This is a genomic window from Fusibacter sp. QWL-12 (assembly GCF_058683495.1).
Window position 1 is genome coordinate 3549461 of the sequence record NZ_CM178745.1, and the last position, 23009, is coordinate 3572469.

A 23009-nucleotide genomic window follows, 5' to 3' on the forward strand; every position below is an offset into this window, starting at 1 on the left:
TATGAGAACGTTAATAATTGAGGAAAGTAAAACTTTAACTTTAGTGGCAGTAGCAGATCTAAAATCAAAAGAAATTTTTTCCTTAGATGTGTTTAACCATTTCAAGAGAACCTATGAGGGGAATTTATATACTGGTAAGGTCGTACAGGTTGTAGAATCTTTAAATGGGATTTTTATAGATATTGGTTTAAAAGACAATGCGTTTATTCAAAAGAAAGAATTAATTAGAGCACTTGGCATTTCCTATCATGACCACAAGGATATGCCAATTGGTCAATTTGTAAAAAAAGGTCAGATGGTTCTAGTTCAAGTTGAAAAGGAACCATATCAGACAAAAGGTGCGGGATTAACAGGTGATTTTTCATTGCCTGGTGAGTTTGTAATCTTAATGCCCCGTGTTAAAGGGATTAAAGTTTCAAAGAAAATCAGACAGCGAGTTGACTTAGAACAACTTATTGCTGAAGTGGAGCAGGCTTCATCAGGATTTGGCGTTATTTTGAGAAGTTCACTTGAAAACGAAACGGTTACTATGGAGATGATCTTAAAGGATTTAAATCAATTGATTTCAATGTGGAAGAACATTGAATTAAAAAGTAAATTGTCTTCAAAGATTATGCTTCATTTTGAAAAAAACAAAATAATAGATCAAATTGAAAACGTTGTTAAAGCATTTGTTCCTTCACATGCGATTGTGAACGAAGATAAGTGGCTAGAGCAACTGGCAAATCTAGGGTTCACAAAAAATAGTCTGAAGTATGTCGCTGCTGGTTCTGTTTTCGATGAGAATGGCATCAATTTAAGCGGCTATTTAAATAATACGATTTATACCTTTGAAAATGGTATTTGGGTAACGGTTGAAGAGTCAGAGGCATTTACGATTATTGATGTTAATTCAGGATCGTTTGATTCTAACATGAACAAAGAGTCACATATTTTTGAAGTCAACAAAGTTGCTGCTGCTGAACTTTTGAAAATTCTTCAGCTTAAGAATTTAAGCGGTGTGATTTTAATCGATTTTATTGATATGGTAGAAGCGCAAAGAAATACTTTTATCAGAGAAATTCAAGAAATAGGCTATAATAAATCAAATGATATTACTATTTTAGGGTTTACGCGACTTGGTATATTAGAGCTGACTAAAAAAAGAATCAATCCCTCAATGATCGATCTCTTAAGTATACATCATAGAAAACGTGATCTTTGTTATTATCATTTGCATCAGTTGGAACTTGAACTGCAGGAAACGGCAGCAAAGACCAATACAAAACGGTTAAGAATTGACATGGATGAGGATTTATATCTTCTTTTAAGACAGATTGATGTATTAAAAGAGATTAAAATAGCTTTAGAGTTAAACGGAACGCCGATAAACGAAAAAAAATATAAATTGCATAGTTTAAAGCATTGACTTTACTAGGCAGTTGTGATAATATTTATCGGGTAGCCGCACGATAGTGGGTTTTTAAACATGCAAATGTACCTACATTGGCGAGAATGGATAGAGGAGGTGCGATATGTACGCAATTATTCAAACTGGTGGAAAGCAATACAAAGTTCAACAAGGAGACGAGATTTTCGTTGAAAAATTGAATGTAAATGAAGGCGATTCAGTAGACTTCACTTCAGTATTAGCTGTTTCTACAGAAGAAGGCTTACAACTTGGCGAAGCGCTAGCTAACGCTAAAGTTACAGCTTCAGTTGTGAAGAATGGCAAAGGTCCAAAAGTGATCATTTTCAAATATAAGTCTAAAAAAGACTATAGAAAAAAACAAGGTCACAGACAACCTTACACAAAAGTTAAAATTGAATCAATCAGCTTATAATTAAGCAAAAATCAAAGATATGATTAGAGTAGAAATCACTCGAAAATATAACCACTATAGTACAGTTAAAGTGACTGGTCACGCCTTTGCTGGTGAACCTGGAAAAGATTTGGTCTGTGCTGCGGTTTCAACTTTGGCTCAAACCTTAGCAAATTCAGTTGAGGAAATTGGCCACATTCCGGAAGAAGCAATTGAGCTTTCAATTGACAGTGGTTACTTTGAACTACGATTACAAAATGAAGACTTAAATGATATCGTTGATATAATTTTTGGCACATTTAGAGTCGGTATTGAAGGTATAGAACGAACGTACAGTAAGTACATTAAACTTATAATCAAGGAGGTGCAGGGGAAATGTTAAGAACTTTTGACTTACAATTATTTGCAAGTAAAAAAGGTGTTGGTTCATCGAAAAATGGTCGTGAATCTGCAGCAAAAAGACTTGGCGTAAAGAGAGCTGATGGACAACCTGTTAGCGCTGGTAGCATCTTGGTAAGACAAAGAGGTACTAAGATTCACCCTGGAATTAACGTCGGCATAGGTGGAGATGACACCTTATTCGCTAAAGTGGATGGCGTCGTTAAATTCGAGCGTAAAGGTAGAGACAAAAAACAAGTAAGCGTTTATGAAGCTTAATCCCAGAGCCCATCGTCAGATGGGCTTTTTTATGTAATAGACATTTCTTTACAAAAGCATTATGATGTTAATGTGAGAAGTCTGTTTGACGAGGTGTAATAATGTTAGTAGATATAGCTAAAATCACCATTAAAGCTGGAAACGGTGGTAATGGTAGAGTTAGTTTTAGAAAAGAAAAATATGTGCCAGATGGTGGTCCAGATGGCGGTGACGGTGGTCGTGGCGGAAGTGTAATCGCCCTTGTCGATGAAGGCATGAGAACACTGATGGATTTTAGATATAAAACAAAATACGTTGCTGAAGTCGGAGAAGACGGTGGTAAGAAAAAGATGAGTGGCAAGTCTGGTGAAGACCTTATCATCAGATTACCGCAAGGCACGATCATTAGAGATCTCGAGACTGGTAAAGTTATCGCAGATTTAAAGGAAGTTGGACAGCGTGTTGTCATCGCTCAGGGTGGTAAAGGTGGTCGTGGTAATCAACATTTTGCTACGCCGACAAGACAAGCGCCTACTTTTGCTGAAAAAGGAACCTCAGGTGCTGAAAAAGTTGTTAGTCTTGAGCTAAAAATGTTAGCTGATGTTGGTCTGCTAGGCTATCCTAACGTCGGTAAATCAACTTTTCTTGCAACGACTACAAAAGCAAAGCCTAAAATTGCAAATTATCACTTTACGACACTTCAACCGAACTTAGGTGTTGTTGAAGCCATAAAAGGAAAGAGCTTTGTTATTGCTGATATACCAGGCCTTATCGAAGGTGCTAAAGAAGGTGTTGGTCTAGGTCTAGACTTTTTAAGACATGTTGAAAGAACTAAAGTTTTGATCCATGTTGTTGATGTTTCAGGTATCGAAGGCAGAGATCCATATGTTGATTTTTGTAAGATCAACGAAGAGGTTTTTGGCTATAATGAAAGACTATCCACTAGAAGGCAAATTGTAGCTGCAAATAAGATGGACTTGGTTTTTGAAGAAGATCAATACAATGACTTTGCGGAAAAAATTAAAGCAGATGGCTATGAAGTTTATCCTATTTCAGCGGCTACAGGTGAAGGTGTTGACGCACTGCTATTGAGAGTCACTGAACTACTTGATACAATCGAAGACGAAGAATTATTTGATGTAAATGATTACTATGTTGAAATGATTGATAAATCAAATGAAAAAGACATTAAATACTTTATGGATGGAGATGTTTACTGTGTTGAGGGCGATTATATCGATCGACTTCTATATTCTACTAACTTAGAAGACATAGAATCACTTCGAAGATTCCAAAATGCACTCAAAGTAAACGGTGTCTTTGATAAATTAAGAGATATGGGTATCGAAGATGGCGATACAGTAAGAATCTTTGAATTAGAATTTGAATTCTATGATTGATGAGGGAAAAATATGTTAACAGGAAAACAAAGAAGTTTTTTAAAAGGTTTATCACATTCGTATAAACCATTGGCTCAAGTGGGTAAGGAAGGGATTTCCGAAGCGTTTTTAACACAATTAAGTGTATTGCTGGATCAACACGAGCTCGTAAAAATTAATATTTTAGATAACAGTATGGAATCTGCCGATTCAGCTGCTAGACAAATCTGTGAAGCATTAAATGCTGAGTTTGTTCAAGCTATGGGGAATAAATTGACGATTTATCGTCAATCTAGAAACAACCCTATGCTAGAAATACCAGGTGCTGATAACACAAGAGTTAAAATTAATCGTCAGAACAAAGAAATGATGTCTAAAAAAGCGACCACAAAAAAAGGCGGCGTTAAATCTAGACCAAATCAAGGGAAGCGTTCTGTCGCTAAAGCAAAACGTGAAGAAGCTGAAAAACTTGAAAAAGAGCAAGCTATGGCTAAGTTCAAGTACAGCTACTCCAAAGACCATTCCAATAAGAGTACGCGTTCTTTAGGAACATCAAAAGAAGGCGGTTTTAAAGCAGCGCAATATAAAAAAGCTGGAAGAGGAACTTCTAAATGATTCAACCAAACAAAGGTAGAAAAATTGGCATAATGGGTGGGACTTTTGATCCGATCCATTATGGTCATTTAATGCTTGCTGAACAAATAAGAACCGGCTTTCATTTGGATGAAGTGATTTTTATACCAGTAGGTAAAGCCCCACATAAAACATTGAGTAATGCAGCGCAGAAAGATCAACGCTTTGAGATGGTTAAGCTCGCAGTTGCGTCAAATCCTTATTTTTCTCTATCTGATATTGAGATAAAGCAATCAGGTACGACGTACACGATCGATACAATTACTGAACTTCAAAGTCAAATGTCTAAAGAAGATGAACTGTTTTTTATCACGGGTGCAGATGCCATCCTCTTACTCGAGTCGTGGAAGGATTATCAATCATTAGTTAAAAAGGTTAAGTTTATTGGTGCGACACGTCCTGGCTATGAAAAAGAAGTACTTGAGGAAAAAATTAGGGCTTTACATGCTAAATACGGAGCGCAAATAGAGCTTTCTGTGGTGCCTGCATTGGCGATTAGTTCGACAGATATTCGTGACCGTGTTTATGCTGAGAAGAGTATTAAATATTTATTGCCTGAAGTTGTTGAAAATTATATTCATGAAAATTTTCTATACAAGGAACATCACGAGCGTTTTTTTGAGTTTAAACAGTTACTTGAGGAGACACTAAGTAAGAAGCGATTTCTACATTCATTAGAAACCGCACATACGGCAAGAAAGCTTGCGTTACAATTTAATGTTGACCCTTTAAAGGCTGAGTTTGCTGGATTATGTCATGATTTTGCTAAAGAAATCAAAAGCAAAAAAATGCAAAGCTATATTGAGGCGTTTGGGATTTATCTAGATCCAAGTATTATCGCAACACCCAACATAGCTCATGGCGAGGTAGCTGCTGGTATACTTAAAGCAGAGTACGGTATAGAGGATGAAGAAATACTCGATGCAATTAAATGGCATACTTATGGCAATAAGGAGATGTCAGATTTGAGCAAAATCATCTATATATCTGACATTATTGAACCAACAAGAGATTTTGAGGGCGTAGTAGAACTTAGAAAATATGCCTATATGGATTTAGACTTAGCCATAGTCAAATTCTATAGTCAGTGTACACCTCATCTTGAAGACAAACACTTAAAGATGCATCGATATACAACTGAGATGGTAAAACAAATACTCGATTCACAGGAAAGGAATTAATTCATTAATGGATGATATATTAAATTTGTCAAAAGCAATCTATAAAGTTTTAGATGATAGAAAAGCTCAAGACTTAGTTGTCTTATCTGTTAAAGGTATAAGTCCGATTTCTGATTACTTTATTATATGTACCGGAACCTCGACAACTCATATGAATGCACTAGCAGATCATGTTCGAAAAGAACTAGGAACACTTGGCGTTCAGTTAAGACATAAAGAAGGCAAAGAAACTGGTGGTTGGTTGTTGATGGACTATAAAGATGTAATTGTTCATATCTTTAGTAGAGATATGAGAGACTATTATGGCCTTGAACGTATATGGAGCGATGCGACCTTAATAAATTTCTAATAATTTGTATGAATATTATTGAGTTTTTATTTGAATTAATATACAATAGTCAACATACAAAATGTTGAGAGGAGACTATTATGGACAAGCCAATCCATCCAAAATTACTATCGATAATTCCAATTGCAAAAGCTGTTGCAGAAACATTTGGCTCAAATTGTGAAGTTGTTATCCATGATTTTAGAAATATGGAGAATTCTATTGTAGCGATATTTAACGGCCACGTAACAGGTCGTACTATAGATACTCAGATGTCTGAACCTATTTTAAGCAAAATTAACAAGCATCAAGAAGGTCATGACGTCTATAACTACACAGGTAAGAGCACATTAGGCAGAGAACTAAAGTCAACGACTACTTTTATGAAGGATGATGATGGTGAAATCGTAGGCTGTATGTGTATTAACTTTGACATTACAGATCTATTGAGCGCTAGAAATGTTATGAATGAACTTTGTAAAGTTGATGAGAAGGAAATTGAAGTAATTGGAGAAATCAACAAAGTAAATGATGTCCTTTATGATATTGTAGAAGGTACAATTCATAAATTTGGTCGTCCCGTAATTTATTTGACAAAAGACGAAAAGGTAAGTATTGTAAAAGATCTAGAAGAGAAAGGTGTCTTTTTAATTAAAGGCGCGATTGACTACGTTGCAAATTCTCTACAAGTATCTAGATACACAATTTACAATTATTTAGATGGCATTAGAGAAGGCAAATAAATATTAGGAGGCTTTAACGATGTTAAAGATAATTTCAACTGAAAATGCACCTGCTGCAGTTGGCCCATATTCACAGGCTATTGAAGCTGCAGGATTTGTATATGTATCAGGCCAATTACCATTAATTCCTGGTAAAGGTGAGTTAGTGAAAGGCGATATTAAAGCGGCAACAAAACAATCACTTGAAAATGCAAAAGCAATTTTAGAAGCTGCTGGCTGTACTTTTAGTGATGTGGTAAAAGTGACTGTTTTAATGAACGATATTACTCAATTCGCTGATATGAATCAAGTTTATGCTGAGTATTTCACTGAGCACAAACCAGCAAGAGCAGCATATGAAGTTGCAAATTTACCTTTATTTGCAGATGTTGAGATTGAAATGATTGCTTACAAAGCAAGCAAATAATAAAAAAAATTAACCCCACTAAATATTAGTGGGGTTTTTATTTGTCTAGTAACAAACAGATTTTATCTTGCTATTTTTCGTCTTTTTAATTTTTGAACACGAATTGCAGTTACGATTGAACGCCATAATAAGAGGGCAATCAGCAAACGCGTCAATAGATTAATAAACCATGCTTTAGAAAAGAGAGGACGTTTGTTGATGAAAATCATGTTGGTAATTTCATTCAAAAGATCTTCACCATCAAAATCATCATTTGAAATAAGTGGTACTGAGACCAGTAGCTCATCATTTAAATAATACCCGACACTACCCAGTACTTCACCCTTTAAAACTGGTAATTCAATTGAGTTATTGATATTTATTTTTTTTACTAAAGAAGCGGGATCAACATCTGACTCTAAATCGATAACAACCTCATGTTCAGGATAAAGTGGAATTTTAGTTTCTTTTTTATTGTTAATCTGTAGTGTATCAATAACTTCCTCTTTTTCATTTAGTACATGGGTTGATAATCCAAATAAGCCCAAATCAAGTAAAAGTCTCGTATCTTGATACATTGCATTGCCATTAGACTTTAATACAACTGCGATATACGCCTTATCATCCATTTCAGCTGAAGTAACGAGACAGTTCATCGCTTCGTCTGTGTAGCCACGTTTTATACCTACTACGTATTCGTAAGCGATGGGTACTTTTTTACCACGGATAGTTATTAAATCATTCGAGCCTTCTATACCTTGATAAAAGCTGTTGGTACTGTTCAAGTACCGTGTATCCTTTTTCATATTCGTCGGTGGAATTTCATATCTTTTTGTTGTGACTATTTTTCGAAACATTTCATTCTGCATTGCATATCTGGAAATCATAGCCAAATCATAGGCTGTCGTAATATGATCATTATTTGGCAAACCATGTGGTGTAACAAAGTTAGAGTTGATAGCGCCCATTTCTGCTGCTCGTTCATTCATCACATCTGCAAAAGCTTCTATGCTGCCTGAATGATATCTTGCTAAAGCTTCTGCGGCATCGTTGGCACTTGTAATCATTAATCCATATAGCAACTGTTCAACCGTAAGCTGTTCACCTGGTTCTAATGCGATAGAACTTCCACCTGCATAAGGGGACTGATTATCTATCGTTACAACCTCATCTAGAGACAGATCTTCAAGAATAATAATTGCGGTAAGAATTTTTGTAGTACTTGCAGGATAAAGAGGTACATTCGCGTTTTTGTCAAATAACACTTGTCCAGATTCTTCATTAATCAAAACTGCGCCTTCTGCAATTAGATCAGAAGGTGATATATCATATTCTGAAGCAAAGTTAATGGATGGTATCGTACTTATAATCATTAACATTGCAATTATAACCAAATAAATCTTTAATTTCATGTAGCCTCCAACTGTTTAAATAATTCTGCTCTTTCCATTATAAAAGAAAACTATTGTTTTTTAAATGTTAAAATTATGGTAATCTTATTATATACCATTTTATGGAAATTGAGGTGTTATATGAAAAAGTATCAAATGATTCTAATTGGACTAATCTTATTATTAATTGGAAGCAGAATTTATACGCAATTACAATCTTCAAATGTGATTGCGGCTTTTATTGCAAACGAATCTACTTTAGTGAGTGACGTTCCAGATCAACTAGATCAACAAATTAAAGCAGAGCAACAAGTACATTTAGATCAAGAGAATTCATTAAATCTAAGCAATACTAATGTCATACGTGAGGACGTTACTGAATCTTTATCTTCAAATGATATAAAATCATATTATGCGTATATGAAGGATGGTACAGAAGTATCCATAGAGAGATTTAATCAACTTTCAATTGATGAGCTAAAAGATTTCACAGGTATTGGTGATGTCACTGCTGCTGCAATTGTTTCCTATAGAAATGATTGTGGTGGATTTAATTACTATGAGGAGTTGATTAATGTCAAAGGAATTGGTCAAAAGAAATTAGACAAGCTGTTGAATCAGAGTTTTGATTAATACTTATACGTAAAAAAATGTTATAATAAATCAAAATAGTGAAAGGAGGCGTAAAGATGGTTAAATTAACTTCTTATAGCAAAAGCGCTGGTTGAGCAGCCAAAATTGGTCCTGAGACCCTCGCACAAGTTTTGTGCGACTTACCAAAAATGAATCACGAACAATTATTGGTTGGATTTGAATCTTCTGATGATGCGGCAGTCTATCAATTAAACGATGAACAAGCCGTTATACAAACACTTGATTTCTTTACGCCTATTGTTGATAATCCGTATGATTTTGGTGCAATTGCTGCTGCAAATGCATTGAGTGATGTCTATGCAATGGGCGGTACACCGACTCTTGCAATGAATATAGTTGGTTTTCCTAATTGTCTATCACCCGATATTTTGAAACAAATTATGCATGGTGGTGCTGATAAGGTCATTGAAGCAGGTGCTTTGTTAATTGGAGGCCACTCAATTGAAGATGAAGAGCCGAAGTATGGTCTTTCTGTTATGGGTATGGTTTCACCAAAAGCAGTCTGGAAGAATATCGGTGCGAAACCAGGTGATCTACTATTACTGACTAAACCCTTAGGGATTGGAGTGCTAACGACAGCACTTAAAGAAGGTATGCTAAGTGGGGAAGTAATTGCACAGATTACAAGCCAAATGGCAACACTGAATAAAATACCATCGGTTCAGGCAAAATCATTGAATATCGATGTGCATGCTTGTACGGATATTACTGGCTTTGGTTTGATTGGACATACCCTTGAAATGGCAGTGGGAAGCGAAGTTAGCGTTGAGCTATTCTCTGAAAATGTGAAATACATCTCTGAGGCGTACGAACTGGCTGAGATGGGCATTATTCCAGCAGGCGCATACAAAAATAGAGCACATGCATCTGATAAAGTTAGTATTTTGGATACAGTTTCTGAAGTATTAGTGGATTTGATGTTTGATCCTCAAACTTCAGGTGGTTTATTGTTTGCTTTATCAGCTGAAGATGCTGAAAAGCTAAAGAATAATTTAAATGAGCTGTATCCACTGGACGTTTATGTCGTAGGGCGCGTCGTCAACAAAATGGACAAATCAATCTATGTAAAATAACATTTTTTTGAGCTTAAAACAGTAAAATGGAGGTATTGATGCAATCACACAGTGATATCTTGAGACAAATTCCCAAGGTGGACTTGATTTTGAGTCTTTTGCCTGAAGCTTTGTATGAGCAACTTGATGACAGTATAATTAAAGAAACGGTCGCCCAAATATTGGATCAATTGAGATATGATATTCTAAATAACCACATTAAAGAAGTAGTGGTCAATGAGGTTATTTTGGAAATTATTGATGCTTTAAACGGGATCACTGCCCATAGCCTAAAAAAAGTAATCAATGCTTCAGGCATTATCCTCCATACAAATTTAGGTCGTGCTGTGATATCAAATCGTTCACTGGATCATTTGATCGATACGATGTCAGGTTATACAACTTTAGAATACGATGTATTTGAAGGGAGAAGAGGGAGTCGCTATGAACATGTCGAATCCCTTTTATGCCGTCATACAGGCGCTGAAGCGGCTATCGTTGTCAATAATAATGCTGCAGCTGTTTTGTTAGTTTTAAATACTTTTGCAAAGGACAAGGAAGTTGTGCTTTCCCGTGGTGAGATGGTGGAAATCGGCGGCTCCTTTAGGATTCCTGAAGTAATGAAGATGAGTGGTTGCAAACTAGTAGAAATTGGTACGACTAATAAAACACATTTAAAGGATTATGTCGCTGCAATTACGGATGAGACAGGGTTGCTTTTAAAGGTGCATACTAGTAATTATAAAGTTGTTGGATTTACACATTCAGTTTCAAGAGAAGAGATCCATCAGCTTTCAATTCAAAATGGCATTCCATTTTATGAAGATTTGGGAAGTGGTTCCTTTATAAAAATAAAGCACTTAGAAGATGAACCAACGGTTTATGAATGTATCGCAAGCGGGGTAGACATCGTCTCATTTTCGGGTGATAAATTACTTGGTGGGAATCAATCTGGCATAATCGTTGGAAAGAAAAAATACATTGATCAGCTAAAGAAAAACCAATTGTTAAGAGCACTCAGAATAGATAAACTTTCACTGGTCGTTCTTGAAGATTTATTGATCTCTTATTTAAACACTGAAAATGTAGTTAAAACCAATCCAACGCTTGAGATGTTGTCTATGACTCAAGAGGCAATATTTGACAAAGTTACGAAATTTGTCAAAATGGCACAAGCATCACTACAAGAGTTGGAAATCAGATATGTAATAGAGCCTTTATATTCTCAAATTGGTGGTGGTGCTTTACCAACTTCTGAACTACCTTCATACGGTCTTTTTATTACAGGCAATTTTAATCCTAATCAAATTCAATTAAAGCTTAGATTAAATCCAATTCCAATTGTGTGCAAAATCGAATCAGATGCCCTTGTGTTTGATTTTAGAACTGTCTTTGAGCAAGACTTTGATACATTGGTAAATGGGCTTATATCGAGTTTTAGGAGTATATAATGCATAGTCATATCGTCGTGGGAACCGCTGGTCATATCGACCATGGCAAAACCACTTTAATTAAACAATTAACAGGTATCGAAACCGATCGATTAAAAGAAGAAAAAGCCAGAGGCATAACTATTGAAAATGGTTATGCCCATTTAACTTTAGACGATGGTCGTACAATCGGTTTTATAGATGTACCCGGTCATGAAAAATTTGTTAGAACCATGATTTCCGGTGCGATGGGTATAGATGTAGCGATGCTAATTGTCGCTGCTGACGAAGGCATCAAAGCGCAGACGATTGAACATCTTAATATCATTAATCATTTAAATATTAAAAATGGACTTGTGGTTTTATCAAAGGCGGATTTGGTTGATGAAAGGCGATTATTGAATGTAACTAATGAAGTTAAAGCACTTCTAAAAGCAACGGTACTTGAATCATTTCCAATTTTTATATATAGCGCTTTAGATGATTCATCACTAAATCCCATTGTCTCATTTTTCCAAGAATTATATGAGATTGAAGATGGATCAAAAGAGAATGCGAATCCTAGGCTTTTTGTAGACCGTAAGTTCACTAAAAAAGGCTTTGGTACTATCGTAACTGGCACTTTGTTAGATGGATCGATAAAGGTTGGCGATAAACTCTTTTTATATCCTACGGATAAGATGATTAAAGTAAAAGCCATTCAAGCCTATGGCATGGATACAGAATCAGCTACCTATGGCCAAAGGGTTGCTATAAACATCAATTTGGACCTAGATGAAATTGACAAAGGTAACTTAATAACTGGAATTGAGCATCTAAAAGCCACACAGATTATCGATGCACAAATTAAGTTTGATACGTTTATTACACATTGGCAACGCCTACGACTATATCATGGGACGAATGAAATATTATGTAGGATCGTCATCAAGGATGAATTGGTTAATGAAGATGTTCTTTTAAACGTTCAGCTCCGACTTGAATCGCCTATATATGCACGAACCAATGATCCTATCATATTGAGATCCTATTCTCCTGTATATATGGTGGGTGGTGGCAAAATAACAAACCCATATGGTAAAAAAGGGTTAATTGAGGTTGAGTCTAAAGATGCGTCTGACCAAATTATAACCATTTTTAATAATGAAGCACCTATTTCAGATAATCTCGAAATGCTACACAAGCTAAGTGGTTTTAATTTGGAGAGTTTCAACCAAGCTTTATTAAAACTAATTGAAACACAACAAATCATAAAGACGAACGAGGTGTATTTTACAAGTGATCGCTATGATGCAATTAAAAATTCTGCTTTTGAGTTAGTTAGAGCCTTTCATCTAAAAGAACCCTTAAGTAGAGGGATTAGTAAAGAAACCTTGTATTCAAAATTAAGTGATCAATATCGTGAATTTGGATTTAATAGAAAAGCTTTTTCAAATTTTATTTCCTCAGATGATACTCTGCAAATAGATGAAGAATATGTCAGACTATCAACCTTTAAAGTTTCTTATAATTCTAAACAAATGACCATAAAAGAAGCGGTAATTCACTATATTAATGCGTATCACCAGCCGATCGTTCCATTAAAAGAGCTCTTAGCCTTAAATTATGACAAAAATATTATCAAAGAAATGGTATATCATTTGATTAATTATGAAATTCTTGTTAAAATTAATGATGAAAACATAATGGGTATGGAAATTTACAAACAGAGCTTGTCGCAGTTATATGCATATTTCAAAGAGCATAAAGAGATAGCTGTAAGCGACTATAAAACTTTAACTGGTTTTTCTAGAAAAGCGACAGTTTTGTTATTAGAGCATTTCGACAACAAGATGATAACTAGACGAAATGAAAATACAAGGATATTACTTAAGAGATGAATGGAGTGAAACTATGGCAGAGAGAATTTTAGTTGTAGATGATGAACCGATTTTATTAAAAGGTTTAAGATTTAGCTTAGAGCAAGAAGGATATGAAGTAGAAACTGCTGTCGATGGAAAGGAAGCATATGATTTAATCCTTTCAAACACTTATGATGCTGTAATACTAGACCTCATGTTACCTGGTATGGATGGCCTTGAAGTTTGTAAAAAGGTAAGAGAAAAGTTAATGGTACCAATTCTAATGTTAACTGCAAAAGACGATGATTCTAGTAAAGTTCTAGGTCTTGAATATGGTGCTGATGACTATATTACTAAGCCTTTTAACATGCTTGAACTTAAAGCTAGAATTAAAGCTATTCTAAGAAGAGTTCAAGTAAGTGATCAAAACATTTCATCAAATGTCTTAAATATTGGTGACTTCAACATTAATACTTTAGGTAGAAAAGTGACTATAAACGGTCAGCAAGTCAATTTGACTGCAAAAGAATTTGATTTGTTATTATTACTGATTTTAAACGAAGAGAAAGTATACTCAAGAGAAGAATTACTTGAAACCATCTGGGGCTATGAATATTTTGGTGATGTAAGAACCGTTGACGTTCATATTAGAAGATTAAGAGAAAAAATTGAAACCAACTCATCACAACCAGATTATATTTTAACGAAATGGGGCGTTGGCTATTATTTCAAAAATAAAAAGAAAAGAGTTCTTTAAAAGTATTAGGTGGAAACTTGTTTCCACCTATTTAATATTAATAACCTTTGTTATGTTGCTGACTACTTTTTTTGTTAAGGATTCACTTGTAAAGAGTAATGTAAGTGAAGCACAATCTACTTTGTTGAATTATAACGCTATTATTGCGAATCAAGTAGCGCCCTTTATTTCAAACATTGATAACGAATACACGTTCAAATACGTCGATGATATTATCAAAAAAAATAGTCTTGAGTACGGTGCAAGAACACTTATACTCACAACTGGTAATCAGGTCTTGGTTGACTCGTATGATTTACTAAGATTAACCAGTATAGATAATAGAGAAGCCGGTGTAGCAGCATCTGGAAACGATATCTCGAATATTTATGTCTATGGTGATGAGTATTTGTTATATGCTGCTGTTCCAATCGTTGATCGAGATGATATCGTTGGTGTCGTGTTTACTTCTATGGAAGCAAATTATATCTTTGATGATATCAATGCATTTATGGATAAACTGTTTATTATATTTTCAATGGCAATACTAGTATCTATTTTTATCAGTATGTTGTTCGCTGATATTATATCAAAGCCTATTGAAAGATTAACGGTTTCAGTTAAAACCATTACTCAAGGGAAGTACGACACAAAGGTTGAGATTCAGGGTAACGATGAGATTGGTGAACTTGGAAAAGCCTTTAACATCATGACCACAAAGCTTTATCAAGTGGAGGAGAGAAGGAAGAAATTCGTCTCAAACGTTTCTCATGAATTAAGAACGCCAATGACGAGTATGAAGATTGTATCTGATACTTTGTTATCCGCTCCTAATTGGGATGAGGGGATTTATAGAGAGTTTATGGTAGACATCAATACTGAAATTGATCGTCTCAATAAAATTATTGATAGTTTATTGTACTTAGTGCGCGTTGAGAAAGATGAGCTTGAGCTTGATCTGAGCATGACTTATGTGAACTATTTATTAGAATGGGTTATTAAAACTCTAAATCCAATTGCTCTAAAAAAAGAAATTCAGTTGACCCTAACTGCGAATAATAAAATTCAGATTCAGTTGGATCAAGAAAAAATGCAGCAATGCTTACTCAATATAATAGGTAATGCCGTTAAGTATACACCTGAAGAAGGAAAAGTCTGGGTTGAACTTGAAGAAACTAGAGATAATATTATCATTAAAGTAAATGACTCTGGAATCGGAATTCCTGAAAAAGACCTACCGTTTATTTTTGATAGGTTTTATAGAGTGGATGAGGCAAGAGCAAGGAAGACAGGTGGTACAGGACTTGGTCTATCAATAGCGCAGCAAATTATTCAACTCCATCAAGGCACTATTTCAGTTAATAGTGAATTAGGTGTGGGAACTCAAGTTGCAATCACTTTACCTAAAAAATAATGGAGAAAATATATGAAATTTCCCGTTAGTGTCATGGTATTGTTAATTGTTATAACCAGTCTAAGTCTAATTGCACTTAATTCAGATATAGCTTATGATGCTCTCGAACCTCATAATTATATATCACCTGAAGAAGGCGCAATTAAAGTGACGACTAAATTATATTTTGTCTATGATAAAGCACTTCGGACAGAATATAGAACATTAACAATTACAGATGAGAATTATGGAAAAGCTGTTATCGAAAACCTATCTTATGGTGCAGATAATAAGTTCTTTAAAACAATATATGATCTTGGGGTTAAGGTAAACTCGGTTGATTTGATCGATGAGACTTGCTTTGTCAATTTTGAAGGATCAGAGCGCTTAACAATGCTTTTTGCAAGTGATAATGCATCACTTTATCTATGGTCTATCGTCAACAGCCTAACTGAACTCAGTCAAATTAAAAACGTTCAGTTTTTAGTAGATGGTAGACAATTGACCCGAAATTTAATTGGCTTTAGTTTAAATCAACCGTTGCCTATGGTTGACACATTGGTTTATAGTAAGCAGCAAACCTCAGCAGATATCGTCATTGTTTTTCTAGAAAATCTGTACAATCGCAGGTTTGATTTGGCTTATAATTTACTTTCAAAATCATCAATGAATAATTATTCGTATAGTGCGTTTATCGCATATGCGGAAGGCTTTTTATCTGAGCACAAGGATTTTAATCGAGACACCTTTTATACCAGAGTATACGATTCCTATGAAGAAGTATTTGTTAAATTCACGAAGAAGTTTCAATCAGATGGATTTATGTTAAACTCTTACGATACATGGATCGTTATCAAAGAAGAGGAAGTCTATAGAATTAATCTGACCAACGCATACCAAGATTAGTTCAACGCTTTCACGAACATTTAAAAGTATTGTAATCCCACTGTCATAGTAATTTTATATTAAAGGATTATAATTAAATTAATATAATTTTGAATGATAATGATATGACTGTGTGGAAAGGATTGAATATGTTGCGATATAAAGAAAATATCAAAATAAAATGGATTGCTTTGGTTTTGGTTCTTACTATGATTGTTCCCATCGGCTTTTCAGAGGTGGTGACCTATAGTGATGTATCGAGCAAGCATTGGGCTTATAAGATGATTCATGAATTAAATGATGCTGATGTTTTAAAATCAACAGAAATATTTGGACTTGGTTCAAATATAACTGAAACTGATTTGATTGAGTGGTTGGGTAAAATAAAACTTAACTCCAATTATCAGTTGATTTTTGAGCCAAAACATAATTTAACTCGAATTGAAACAATCGAAGTGTTTGCAACATACCTACGTTTAAATAAGGGGATTGCACTACTAGGTGAGGTTGCATCACCCTATATAGATACAGATGAAAATAGCGCGTTATTGGCTTTTGCATCAAATGTTGGTTGGATTTCAGTTAATACAACTCAAACGTTTCGACCAAATCAATTAATCAAAAAAGAAGAAGCGATTGCAGTACTTTACAAAATTTATAGTCAATTAAATAATCCATTGTCTGTTTTACACACCTATTATGCGATCAGCTCTTATTCACAAGCCGGTTTAACAGATGATGTTAATTCCTTAAGCTATGGATGGGCAAGATTAGAATTTGATAAAACAAAACAAACGGTTATTTTAAATATGACGAGTGCTAACAGTAATGAATATCGCGTTCCAACAGGATATGCCGCTGCACTAGATGCAACTTCCAATAATGAAGCAACGAAACAATTGATGGTATTTGTCAAAGATGAAACTAGACCTGATCCTGTTACAGGAAAGGCAGTGAGCTTAGCAGAATCTATTTTAACGAATGATACCCTTTCTGAATCCGTTATTGATCAAATCGTAGGTGCTATAGAAGCAAATGTTTACAACATTCCATTCGATGGCGTTGTTTTAGATTTTGAAAATTTAAAAGGTGAAGCAGTTGCGGAAGCTTATAATGAATTTGTGTCAAAAATCTCAGAAATATTAAAGGAAAAGGATTTATCATTATATATCGCAGTTCACCCTGAAAGAAATGAATCACAAAGCTACTTTGATGGCTATGATTTTAGAACCTTAGGTAAGTATGCTGACCATATTATACTTATGGCACATGACTATTACGCTAAAAAGCTATCAAGTGTGGAAATGCAATTAGGATATACAGTAACACCGCTTTCTCCAATTGACGAAGTATTTTATGCCCTTGAGGCAGTAACGAATCCTAAAAATGGCGTAGAGGACAGTACAAAGGTTCTGCTTCAGGTATCCTTTGATACAGTTCAATGGCAAAGCAAAGAAGGCATTATTTTGAATAGCACGCCTTATCACCCTAGTTATCAATCTGTATTAGATAGAGCTTTGAAAGTAGGAACTGAAGTTAATTATTCACTCAACCTAGAAAGTCCATATTTAACTTTTACTGAAAACCAAATTCGTAACATTATATGGTATGAAGATGAACGTAGTATTCAAGCAAAAATTGATTTAGCAAAGATATTCAATACAGGTGGTATTTCAGTTTGGCGACTTGGAACAATCCCAAATTTCGACGATACTGAAATTGATTCAGATAATATTGATTTACTGGAAGATTCAACAGAAATTCAGTTAAACATTTGGCAACAAATACTTGAAAATTTTTAGTTATGTAATTCGCTATAAATAAAGTCGGTATACGAAATTGTATACCGACTTTTTCATTGTTTGATATCTTATTTGGCGAGGGTATGTGGGAATCGAACCCACCCGAGCATCTCTTAAATACTCACACTGATTTTGAAGATCAGAGGGCACACCAGAACCCATCTACCCCCAAGTATTTCTATTTTAGCAGATTAAACCTTATTTTCATAGAATATTAACACAATTTTAAGTATTGTTTGGTATTCTTGTGACAGAGTTACAAAACATAGCGAAGGAGTTGTGAACTACTAATTTAACACAGCTCAATTTCATATTTCGATTTTATCAATTAAAATAGTTATTAAGATTATGGAGGTAATTATGATCGTTACAACAACCCCTACAATTCAAGGCATGAATATAGTTGAGTACAAGCAAATCGTCTTTGGCGAAGTGATTAACGGTGTGGACTTTGTTAAAGACTTTGCAGCGGGTTTGACCAACTTTTTTGGAGGTAGATCCAATTCCTATGAAGGTGAGTTAATCGATGCAAGAGAACAAGCGATGAATGAAATGATACAAAGGGCAAAGGCAATCGGTGCAAATGCAATCGTAGGTGTTGACATCGATTATGAGGTGCTTGGCCAAGGCAACAATATGTTAATGGTAACCGCATCAGGAACTGCAGTTGTTTGTGAATAAAACATAAAAAAACGTCATAGGTATTTATCTATGACGTTTTTTATTAAGCCACAATCTTGTTTGTGGTAAAATCTTATGGTTCGATGCCTGAAGATTTTTATTTAATTAGTTGTCTTCTTTTTTATACTAAGTTTGCTTTCAGTTCCTTTTAATAAACGCATTAAATTGGTTCTATGTCTGTAAATTACAAATGCACCTAAGAAAAATGCAAATACAGTCATTGTAGTACTTTTGGAGAATATAATTGCATAAATAGGTAGCATAATTGCGCTTAAAATAGATGCCAAAGACATATACTTTGTTAAACCGATGATGATAAATTGGCTGATAAATAATAATACAAAAATGTCTGGATATAGAACAATTAAAATACCTGCTGAGGTTGCTACACCTTTTCCACCTTTAAATTTAAGCCAAACCGGATGACAATGTCCGATGACTGACAAACCGCCACCTATAACGCCGCCAAGCTCACCAAACCAAATAAGGCCTAACAACGAAGGTATAATTCCTTTTAAGAAGTCACCTATAAAAGCAATTACGCCAACTTTCATACCTAATGTTCTTATAACGTTTGTCGTTCCAGTGTTACCACTACCATGAAGTCGTATATCTATTTTTCCAATCCATTTTGGTATTAAATAAGAAAATGGAATACTACCGATAAAATAACTTAAAACCCCAAAAATATAAATCATGAATGCCTCCTAATTAAAATCGCATGTTCATTTTAGCATAAAATTGAAAGGCTTAAAATAATAAATGTAAAGTGTTATAATATTATTATAATTAAATACTCTAGGAGGCAGTTATGATGAACGCATTTTCACTAAAGGCATTTGATGGTTTTGATTTAAAAGGTTATCATTGGCAATCGGTGCAAGAACCTATAGCAACTTTGGTTCTAGCCCATGGAATGGCAGAAAATGTCGAGCGTTATGCTGCTTTTGCTGAATTTTTGAACACACATCATATAGATGTGATCGGTATACATCAACGAGGTCATGGGCCACATGCCGAGATGCTGGGTTATCTTGGAGATAATGGTTGGGATGCAATGAAAGAAGATTTACGTTATGTCATTAACTCTTTAAAAGCAGAATATGAAAACAAACCAATTATTCTAATGGGGCATAGCATGGGTTCGTTTTTAGTACGCGATTTTCTAAGAAGTTATTCTTATTTAGTAGATGGTGTTATCTTATCTGGAACAGGATTTTATTCAAAAATGACACTGAAACTTGGTAAATGGTTAGCTGAAAGAGATGTTAGAGCACATGGAGATAAGCATATCTCTGAACTCGTTCATAAAATGGCATTTGAATCTAATAATAAAAAGGTTAAAGCGCCTAGGACTGATTTGGATTGGTTGACGCGAGATGAAAAAATGGTGGATGATTACATAAATAGTCCGCTTTGTGGTCAAAAACATCCGTCTTCATTTTATGCATTATTTTTCAATGGATTGGAAGGCGTCTTCTTTCAAGATGCAGAAGCAAACTTTAAGGCGGGTCTTCCAATGTTGATTTTTTCGGGTGATGCAGATCCAATTGGAAACTATGGCAAAGGCGTTCATCAAACTGCAAAATACTATAAAGATCACGGATATAAGGTTTCGCTTAACTTATATAAAGAGGGTAGGCATGAAATGTTAAATGAGATCAATCGTGATGAAGTCTTTGAGGATGTTGCTAACTGGATCGTAAAACAGATAGGATAAAATAAAAAAGGAACAGCTGTAATCGATAATAGACATAAGCTGTTCCTTGTTCTATAAATTAATATTTACGAATCTATAAAAGTTGCATCAGATTAACTGATAATAAGAAACCTTTTATAGATAAATCATCCTTTTGCTATTAGAAGACTGATTTGAGACTCAAAAGCTTCAACCAGAACTTCTAAATCAACGGATTCAGTGGTACCACCTTGTGCGACGGCTTTATTTCCGCCACCGCGAATACCATATGTCCCAGCAATCTCCTTGAAAAGATACCCAATATCGATGGTATCAGTAATGTTTTCCGATTTTGCAACCACCATATGTGATTTTCCTTCTTCACTACTTGCGCCAATGACGATGCGATCAGGTTCAGAAGTAATTAAACCAACTTTAAATCTTAAATCCGCCATAGGTAAATCGACTTCATTTAACGTGATAATTTTTATCGTTTCACTAGCTTCATCTGAATCATATCCTTGCATGAGTAGCTCAACCTCATATTTGATTAACTTCTCTTTATAGAGTTGTAGCTTAGCCTTATCCTCTTTTTGTCTTTGAATCAAAAATTCAGAGAATGATAAAATTTCATTATCCTTAACTGAGAAAAGACGCATTAATTGATTTACGATTTCATTTCTTTCATTCATAAAATCAAGAGCAAAGTTACCACATCCAAATTCAACTCTGACGCCAGTTTTATATGGTTCTACTCGTTTGATCTTTATAATTCCAATTTCACCTGTTCTTTTTAAGTGCGTACCACCACAAGGAGAAAAATCAGCATCGATAATTTCGATCACACGAATATTCTCTGTAACTTTAGGTTGCTTGCGAAGGGGCATTCGTAATAGTTCTTCAGAGCTGGGATAATGTGCTACAATTTCTAAATTTTTATAGATGAGTTCATTTGCAGCTTTTTCAAGAGCTATAATCTGTGATGCATCCAATTTTTGATCAAGATCTATGGTAATATAGTCATCTCCAATATGAAAGCCAACTGTATTTGCATTGTAAAGCTTTTCAGCACTGGAAGAAAGAAGATGTTGTCCACTATGTTGCTGCATAAGGATAAATCTTCTATTCTCATCTAAGTGAGCATCTACGGTGTCACCGATTTTAAAGTTGACTTGTTCAGTGGTAATATGCGTTATGACATCGTTTGATATCTGTACGTCTTCAATCTTTAAACCATTTATAGTTCCGAAATCGCAGGGTTGACCACCGCCTTCTGGGTAAAAGTAAGTATGGTCGAGTAGGATCGCAGTCTTGTTATTTATAGATTCAATGCCGATCACTTTTGCTTTAAATTGCCAAGTGTAAGCATCTTTTAAATATGATTTAATGGTCATGTATGCCTCCTATAGATTCGTGACTGGAATATTTACTCAAATAGTATATAATAGTTAAGTAAACTTTGAAAGAGGAGACCCTTATGAACTTAGAATTATTGGATGAAATTTATAATGACCTGTATGCATTTATTAGTTCACCAACTTATGAAACTATATTATCTCAAGGAAAAGATATATTTATAATGAATGAAGACGAATCCGATACAGATGGCTTTGCAGAATGGTTGATATTTAATTATCGAAATTCAGATCAGAAAAGAATGATTGATCTGTTTTCACTCAATTCAGATAGTGAAGAAGAAAAGGTTCTTTTAGCTGGATTAAAGAAAAGCTTTAGAAGTATTTTTGAGGTAAAAGTTGAACGTGATCAAATATATCTTAAGGATATTTTTACAAATGCAGATTATTTGATATCAAGTGGCTTAATTGAAGCTGATCGATTGGTTTCAGCAAGACTAATTTCAATCGATGGTGAAAATGCAATTATTGGTGATACCTTTGAAATGGATACCTTTTATCTTGAAAGTATACGCAAGTATTTATTAGATCAGTACAATCAATTTTCAAAAGTGAATGGCATTCTATCTTTAACTGACTTTCTTGACATTAACGGTCATCTACTTTATAAGGTTATGGGTATTTTAACTCAGGTTGAAGAGGAAAACTACGACAGTGAAGAATTGATTTTATATCAAGCAACTTATGCTTTTAATTGTCCAATGGATATTTTATATGATAAGATGTTAAATCTCTCACTCCCTGTATTTTCAGATGAGGATGAAGAACCGATATTAAGGGTAATGAAAGAGGATGAAATCGTAGCTGAAATAGAGATAACCAATGGGCAGTTCCATATACTATGTAATAAACCTTCACATCGTGATATGATGCATGGTGTAATTGCTGATATACTTGATGCATCAATCGTTTTCTTAAAGGATGAAGTTTTTTCATTAGAAGATTTATTATAAACTAGATATAG

The 23009-nt window shown here is 34.6% G+C and carries 24 protein-coding genes and 1 tRNA gene; 21 read left to right on the forward strand and 4 right to left on the reverse strand.

The window, feature by feature from the left end; translation table 11 throughout:
- Position 1 precedes the first annotated feature (1 nt).
- The 10 genes from AC4PID_RS17015 (at position 2) to AC4PID_RS17060 (ending at position 7108) form a co-directional block, all read left to right on the forward strand.
- Complete coding sequence (locus AC4PID_RS17015) at positions 2-1408, forward strand: ribonuclease E/G (protein ID WP_492133185.1); 1407 nt, start codon at positions 2-4, stop codon at positions 1406-1408.
- A gap of 106 nt (positions 1409-1514) precedes the next feature.
- Positions 1515-1823 (forward strand): 50S ribosomal protein L21, encoded by a 309-nt coding sequence (rplU, locus tag AC4PID_RS17020; RefSeq protein ID WP_492133186.1) that lies wholly within the window; start codon positions 1515-1517, stop codon positions 1821-1823.
- A 19-nt stretch (positions 1824-1842) separates the two neighbouring features.
- Positions 1843-2184: a ribosomal-processing cysteine protease Prp gene (locus tag AC4PID_RS17025; RefSeq protein WP_492133187.1), complete on the forward strand. Its 342-nt coding sequence runs from the start codon at positions 1843-1845 to the stop codon at positions 2182-2184.
- The gene (rpmA, locus tag AC4PID_RS17030) at positions 2178-2459 is read left to right on the forward strand and encodes a 50S ribosomal protein L27 (protein ID WP_492133188.1); all 282 of its coding nucleotides are present in this window, start codon (positions 2178-2180) and stop codon (positions 2457-2459) included. The genes AC4PID_RS17025 and rpmA overlap by 7 nt, the downstream gene beginning before the upstream one ends.
- A gap of 101 nt (positions 2460-2560) precedes the next feature.
- Entirely contained in the window at positions 2561-3838 is a 1278-nt protein-coding gene (obgE, locus tag AC4PID_RS17035; RefSeq protein WP_492133189.1) for a GTPase ObgE, read from the forward strand.
- Positions 3839-3850: 12 nt separating this feature from the next.
- Complete coding sequence (locus tag AC4PID_RS17040) at positions 3851-4432, forward strand: YhbY family RNA-binding protein (RefSeq protein ID WP_492133190.1); 582 nt, start codon at positions 3851-3853, stop codon at positions 4430-4432.
- The gene (gene nadD / locus AC4PID_RS17045; protein ID WP_492133191.1) at positions 4429-5631 is read left to right on the forward strand and encodes a nicotinate-nucleotide adenylyltransferase; all 1203 of its coding nucleotides are present in this window, start codon (positions 4429-4431) and stop codon (positions 5629-5631) included. Before AC4PID_RS17040 ends, nadD begins: the two co-directional genes overlap by 4 nt.
- Before the next feature lie 7 nt (positions 5632-5638).
- Complete coding sequence (rsfS, locus tag AC4PID_RS17050) at positions 5639-5980, forward strand: ribosome silencing factor (protein WP_492133192.1); 342 nt, start codon at positions 5639-5641, stop codon at positions 5978-5980.
- An 80-nt stretch (positions 5981-6060) separates the two neighbouring features.
- Positions 6061-6702 carry a helix-turn-helix transcriptional regulator gene (locus AC4PID_RS17055; protein ID WP_492133193.1) on the forward strand — a complete coding sequence of 214 codons (642 nt, stop codon included), beginning with the start codon at positions 6061-6063 and terminating at the stop codon, positions 6700-6702.
- A gap of 19 nt (positions 6703-6721) precedes the next feature.
- Complete coding sequence (locus tag AC4PID_RS17060) at positions 6722-7108, forward strand: RidA family protein (protein WP_492133194.1); 387 nt, start codon at positions 6722-6724, stop codon at positions 7106-7108.
- A 62-nt stretch (positions 7109-7170) separates the two neighbouring features.
- Here the strand turns inward: AC4PID_RS17060 and AC4PID_RS17065 are convergent, their stop codons facing one another.
- On the reverse strand, positions 7171-8499 hold the full coding sequence (locus AC4PID_RS17065) for a D-alanyl-D-alanine carboxypeptidase family protein (protein WP_492133195.1): 1329 nt from the start codon (positions 8497-8499) through the stop codon (positions 7171-7173).
- 120 nt (positions 8500-8619) lie between these two features.
- Between AC4PID_RS17065 and AC4PID_RS17070 the strand changes: the two genes are divergently transcribed.
- From AC4PID_RS17070 to AC4PID_RS17105, 8 genes are all read left to right on the forward strand, one after another.
- Positions 8620-9111: a ComEA family DNA-binding protein gene (locus AC4PID_RS17070; RefSeq protein WP_492133196.1), complete on the forward strand. Its 492-nt coding sequence runs from the start codon at positions 8620-8622 to the stop codon at positions 9109-9111.
- A 56-nt stretch (positions 9112-9167) separates the two neighbouring features.
- A complete protein-coding gene (gene selD / locus AC4PID_RS17075) occupies positions 9168-10205 on the forward strand; it encodes a selenide, water dikinase SelD (RefSeq protein ID WP_492133197.1) in 1038 nt (345 codons plus the stop codon).
- Positions 10206-10243: 38 nt separating this feature from the next.
- Complete coding sequence (gene selA, locus AC4PID_RS17080) at positions 10244-11635, forward strand: L-seryl-tRNA(Sec) selenium transferase (RefSeq protein ID WP_492133198.1); 1392 nt, start codon at positions 10244-10246, stop codon at positions 11633-11635.
- Positions 11635-13494, forward strand: coding sequence for a selenocysteine-specific translation elongation factor (gene selB / locus AC4PID_RS17085; RefSeq protein WP_492133199.1), 1860 nt, complete (start codon positions 11635-11637; stop codon positions 13492-13494). Before selA ends, selB begins: the two co-directional genes overlap by 1 nt.
- A gap of 13 nt (positions 13495-13507) precedes the next feature.
- The gene (locus AC4PID_RS17090) at positions 13508-14212 is read left to right on the forward strand and encodes a response regulator transcription factor (RefSeq protein WP_492133200.1); all 705 of its coding nucleotides are present in this window, start codon (positions 13508-13510) and stop codon (positions 14210-14212) included.
- A gap of 52 nt (positions 14213-14264) precedes the next feature.
- On the forward strand, positions 14265-15605 hold the full coding sequence (locus tag AC4PID_RS17095) for a sensor histidine kinase (RefSeq protein WP_492133201.1): 1341 nt from the start codon (positions 14265-14267) through the stop codon (positions 15603-15605).
- Positions 15606-15617: 12 nt separating this feature from the next.
- On the forward strand, positions 15618-16490 hold the full coding sequence (locus tag AC4PID_RS17100; RefSeq protein WP_492133202.1) for a GerMN domain-containing protein: 873 nt from the start codon (positions 15618-15620) through the stop codon (positions 16488-16490).
- A 104-nt stretch (positions 16491-16594) separates the two neighbouring features.
- Positions 16595-18271, forward strand: coding sequence for a glycosyl hydrolase family 18 protein (locus AC4PID_RS17105; protein ID WP_492133203.1), 1677 nt, complete (start codon positions 16595-16597; stop codon positions 18269-18271).
- 73 nt (positions 18272-18344) lie between these two features.
- On the opposite strand, the gene AC4PID_RS17110 is transcribed toward AC4PID_RS17105, so the two are convergent.
- Positions 18345-18441: transfer RNA gene (locus tag AC4PID_RS17110), tRNA-Sec, on the reverse strand.
- A gap of 190 nt (positions 18442-18631) precedes the next feature.
- Between AC4PID_RS17110 and AC4PID_RS17115 the strand changes: the two genes are divergently transcribed.
- Positions 18632-18952, forward strand: a complete 321-nt coding sequence (locus AC4PID_RS17115; protein WP_492133204.1) for a putative heavy metal-binding protein — start codon at positions 18632-18634, stop codon at positions 18950-18952.
- 101 nt (positions 18953-19053) lie between these two features.
- Here the strand turns inward: AC4PID_RS17115 and plsY are convergent, their stop codons facing one another.
- Positions 19054-19650 (reverse strand): glycerol-3-phosphate 1-O-acyltransferase PlsY, encoded by a 597-nt coding sequence (gene plsY / locus AC4PID_RS17120; RefSeq protein ID WP_492133205.1) that lies wholly within the window; start codon positions 19648-19650, stop codon positions 19054-19056.
- Between the two features lie 113 nt (positions 19651-19763).
- Here plsY and AC4PID_RS17125 point away from each other — a divergent pair, with 113 nt between their 5' ends.
- Entirely contained in the window at positions 19764-20672 is a 909-nt protein-coding gene (locus tag AC4PID_RS17125) for an alpha/beta fold hydrolase (RefSeq protein WP_492133206.1), read from the forward strand.
- Positions 20673-20797: 125 nt separating this feature from the next.
- Here the strand turns inward: AC4PID_RS17125 and AC4PID_RS17130 are convergent, their stop codons facing one another.
- On the reverse strand, positions 20798-22024 hold the full coding sequence (locus AC4PID_RS17130) for an alanyl-tRNA editing protein (RefSeq protein WP_492133207.1): 1227 nt from the start codon (positions 22022-22024) through the stop codon (positions 20798-20800).
- Positions 22025-22107: 83 nt separating this feature from the next.
- Here AC4PID_RS17130 and AC4PID_RS17135 point away from each other — a divergent pair, with 83 nt between their 5' ends.
- Positions 22108-22998: a DUF7986 domain-containing protein gene (locus AC4PID_RS17135; RefSeq protein ID WP_492133208.1), complete on the forward strand. Its 891-nt coding sequence runs from the start codon at positions 22108-22110 to the stop codon at positions 22996-22998.
- Positions 22999-23009 lie beyond the last annotated feature (11 nt).

Bases quoted from the DNA above. Each gene is read 5' to 3' on its own strand.
- AC4PID_RS17040 (WP_492133190.1), top strand. From the start codon at position 3,851: ATGTTAACAGGAAAACAAAGAAGTTTTTTAAAAGGTTTATCACATTCG.
- rsfS (WP_492133192.1), top strand. From the start codon at position 5,639: ATGGATGATATATTAAATTTGTCAAAAGCAATCTATAAAGTTTTAGAT.
- AC4PID_RS17025 (WP_492133187.1), top strand. From the start codon at position 1,843: ATGATTAGAGTAGAAATCACTCGAAAATATAACCACTATAGTACAGTT.
- rplU (WP_492133186.1), top strand. From the start codon at position 1,515: ATGTACGCAATTATTCAAACTGGTGGAAAGCAATACAAAGTTCAACAA.
- AC4PID_RS17100 (WP_492133202.1), top strand. From the start codon at position 15,618: ATGAAATTTCCCGTTAGTGTCATGGTATTGTTAATTGTTATAACCAGT.
- AC4PID_RS17055 (WP_492133193.1), top strand. From the start codon at position 6,061: ATGGACAAGCCAATCCATCCAAAATTACTATCGATAATTCCAATTGCA.
- selB (WP_492133199.1), top strand. From the start codon at position 11,635: ATGCATAGTCATATCGTCGTGGGAACCGCTGGTCATATCGACCATGGC.
- rpmA (WP_492133188.1), top strand. From the start codon at position 2,178: ATGTTAAGAACTTTTGACTTACAATTATTTGCAAGTAAAAAAGGTGTT.
- selA (WP_492133198.1), top strand. From the start codon at position 10,244: ATGCAATCACACAGTGATATCTTGAGACAAATTCCCAAGGTGGACTTG.
- AC4PID_RS17070 (WP_492133196.1), top strand. From the start codon at position 8,620: ATGAAAAAGTATCAAATGATTCTAATTGGACTAATCTTATTATTAATT.
- AC4PID_RS17130 (WP_492133207.1), bottom strand. From the start codon at position 22,024: ATGACCATTAAATCATATTTAAAAGATGCTTACACTTGGCAATTTAAA.
- AC4PID_RS17135 (WP_492133208.1), top strand. From the start codon at position 22,108: ATGAACTTAGAATTATTGGATGAAATTTATAATGACCTGTATGCATTT.
- AC4PID_RS17090 (WP_492133200.1), top strand. From the start codon at position 13,508: ATGGCAGAGAGAATTTTAGTTGTAGATGATGAACCGATTTTATTAAAA.
- AC4PID_RS17065 (WP_492133195.1), bottom strand. From the start codon at position 8,499: ATGAAATTAAAGATTTATTTGGTTATAATTGCAATGTTAATGATTATA.
- AC4PID_RS17105 (WP_492133203.1), top strand. From the start codon at position 16,595: ATGACTGTGTGGAAAGGATTGAATATGTTGCGATATAAAGAAAATATC.
- AC4PID_RS17095 (WP_492133201.1), top strand. From the start codon at position 14,265: ATGTTGCTGACTACTTTTTTTGTTAAGGATTCACTTGTAAAGAGTAAT.
- obgE (WP_492133189.1), top strand. From the start codon at position 2,561: ATGTTAGTAGATATAGCTAAAATCACCATTAAAGCTGGAAACGGTGGT.
- AC4PID_RS17060 (WP_492133194.1), top strand. From the start codon at position 6,722: ATGTTAAAGATAATTTCAACTGAAAATGCACCTGCTGCAGTTGGCCCA.
- nadD (WP_492133191.1), top strand. From the start codon at position 4,429: ATGATTCAACCAAACAAAGGTAGAAAAATTGGCATAATGGGTGGGACT.
- plsY (WP_492133205.1), bottom strand. From the start codon at position 19,650: ATGATTTATATTTTTGGGGTTTTAAGTTATTTTATCGGTAGTATTCCA.
- AC4PID_RS17115 (WP_492133204.1), top strand. From the start codon at position 18,632: ATGATCGTTACAACAACCCCTACAATTCAAGGCATGAATATAGTTGAG.
- AC4PID_RS17125 (WP_492133206.1), top strand. From the start codon at position 19,764: ATGATGAACGCATTTTCACTAAAGGCATTTGATGGTTTTGATTTAAAA.
- AC4PID_RS17015 (WP_492133185.1), top strand. From the start codon at position 2: ATGAGAACGTTAATAATTGAGGAAAGTAAAACTTTAACTTTAGTGGCA.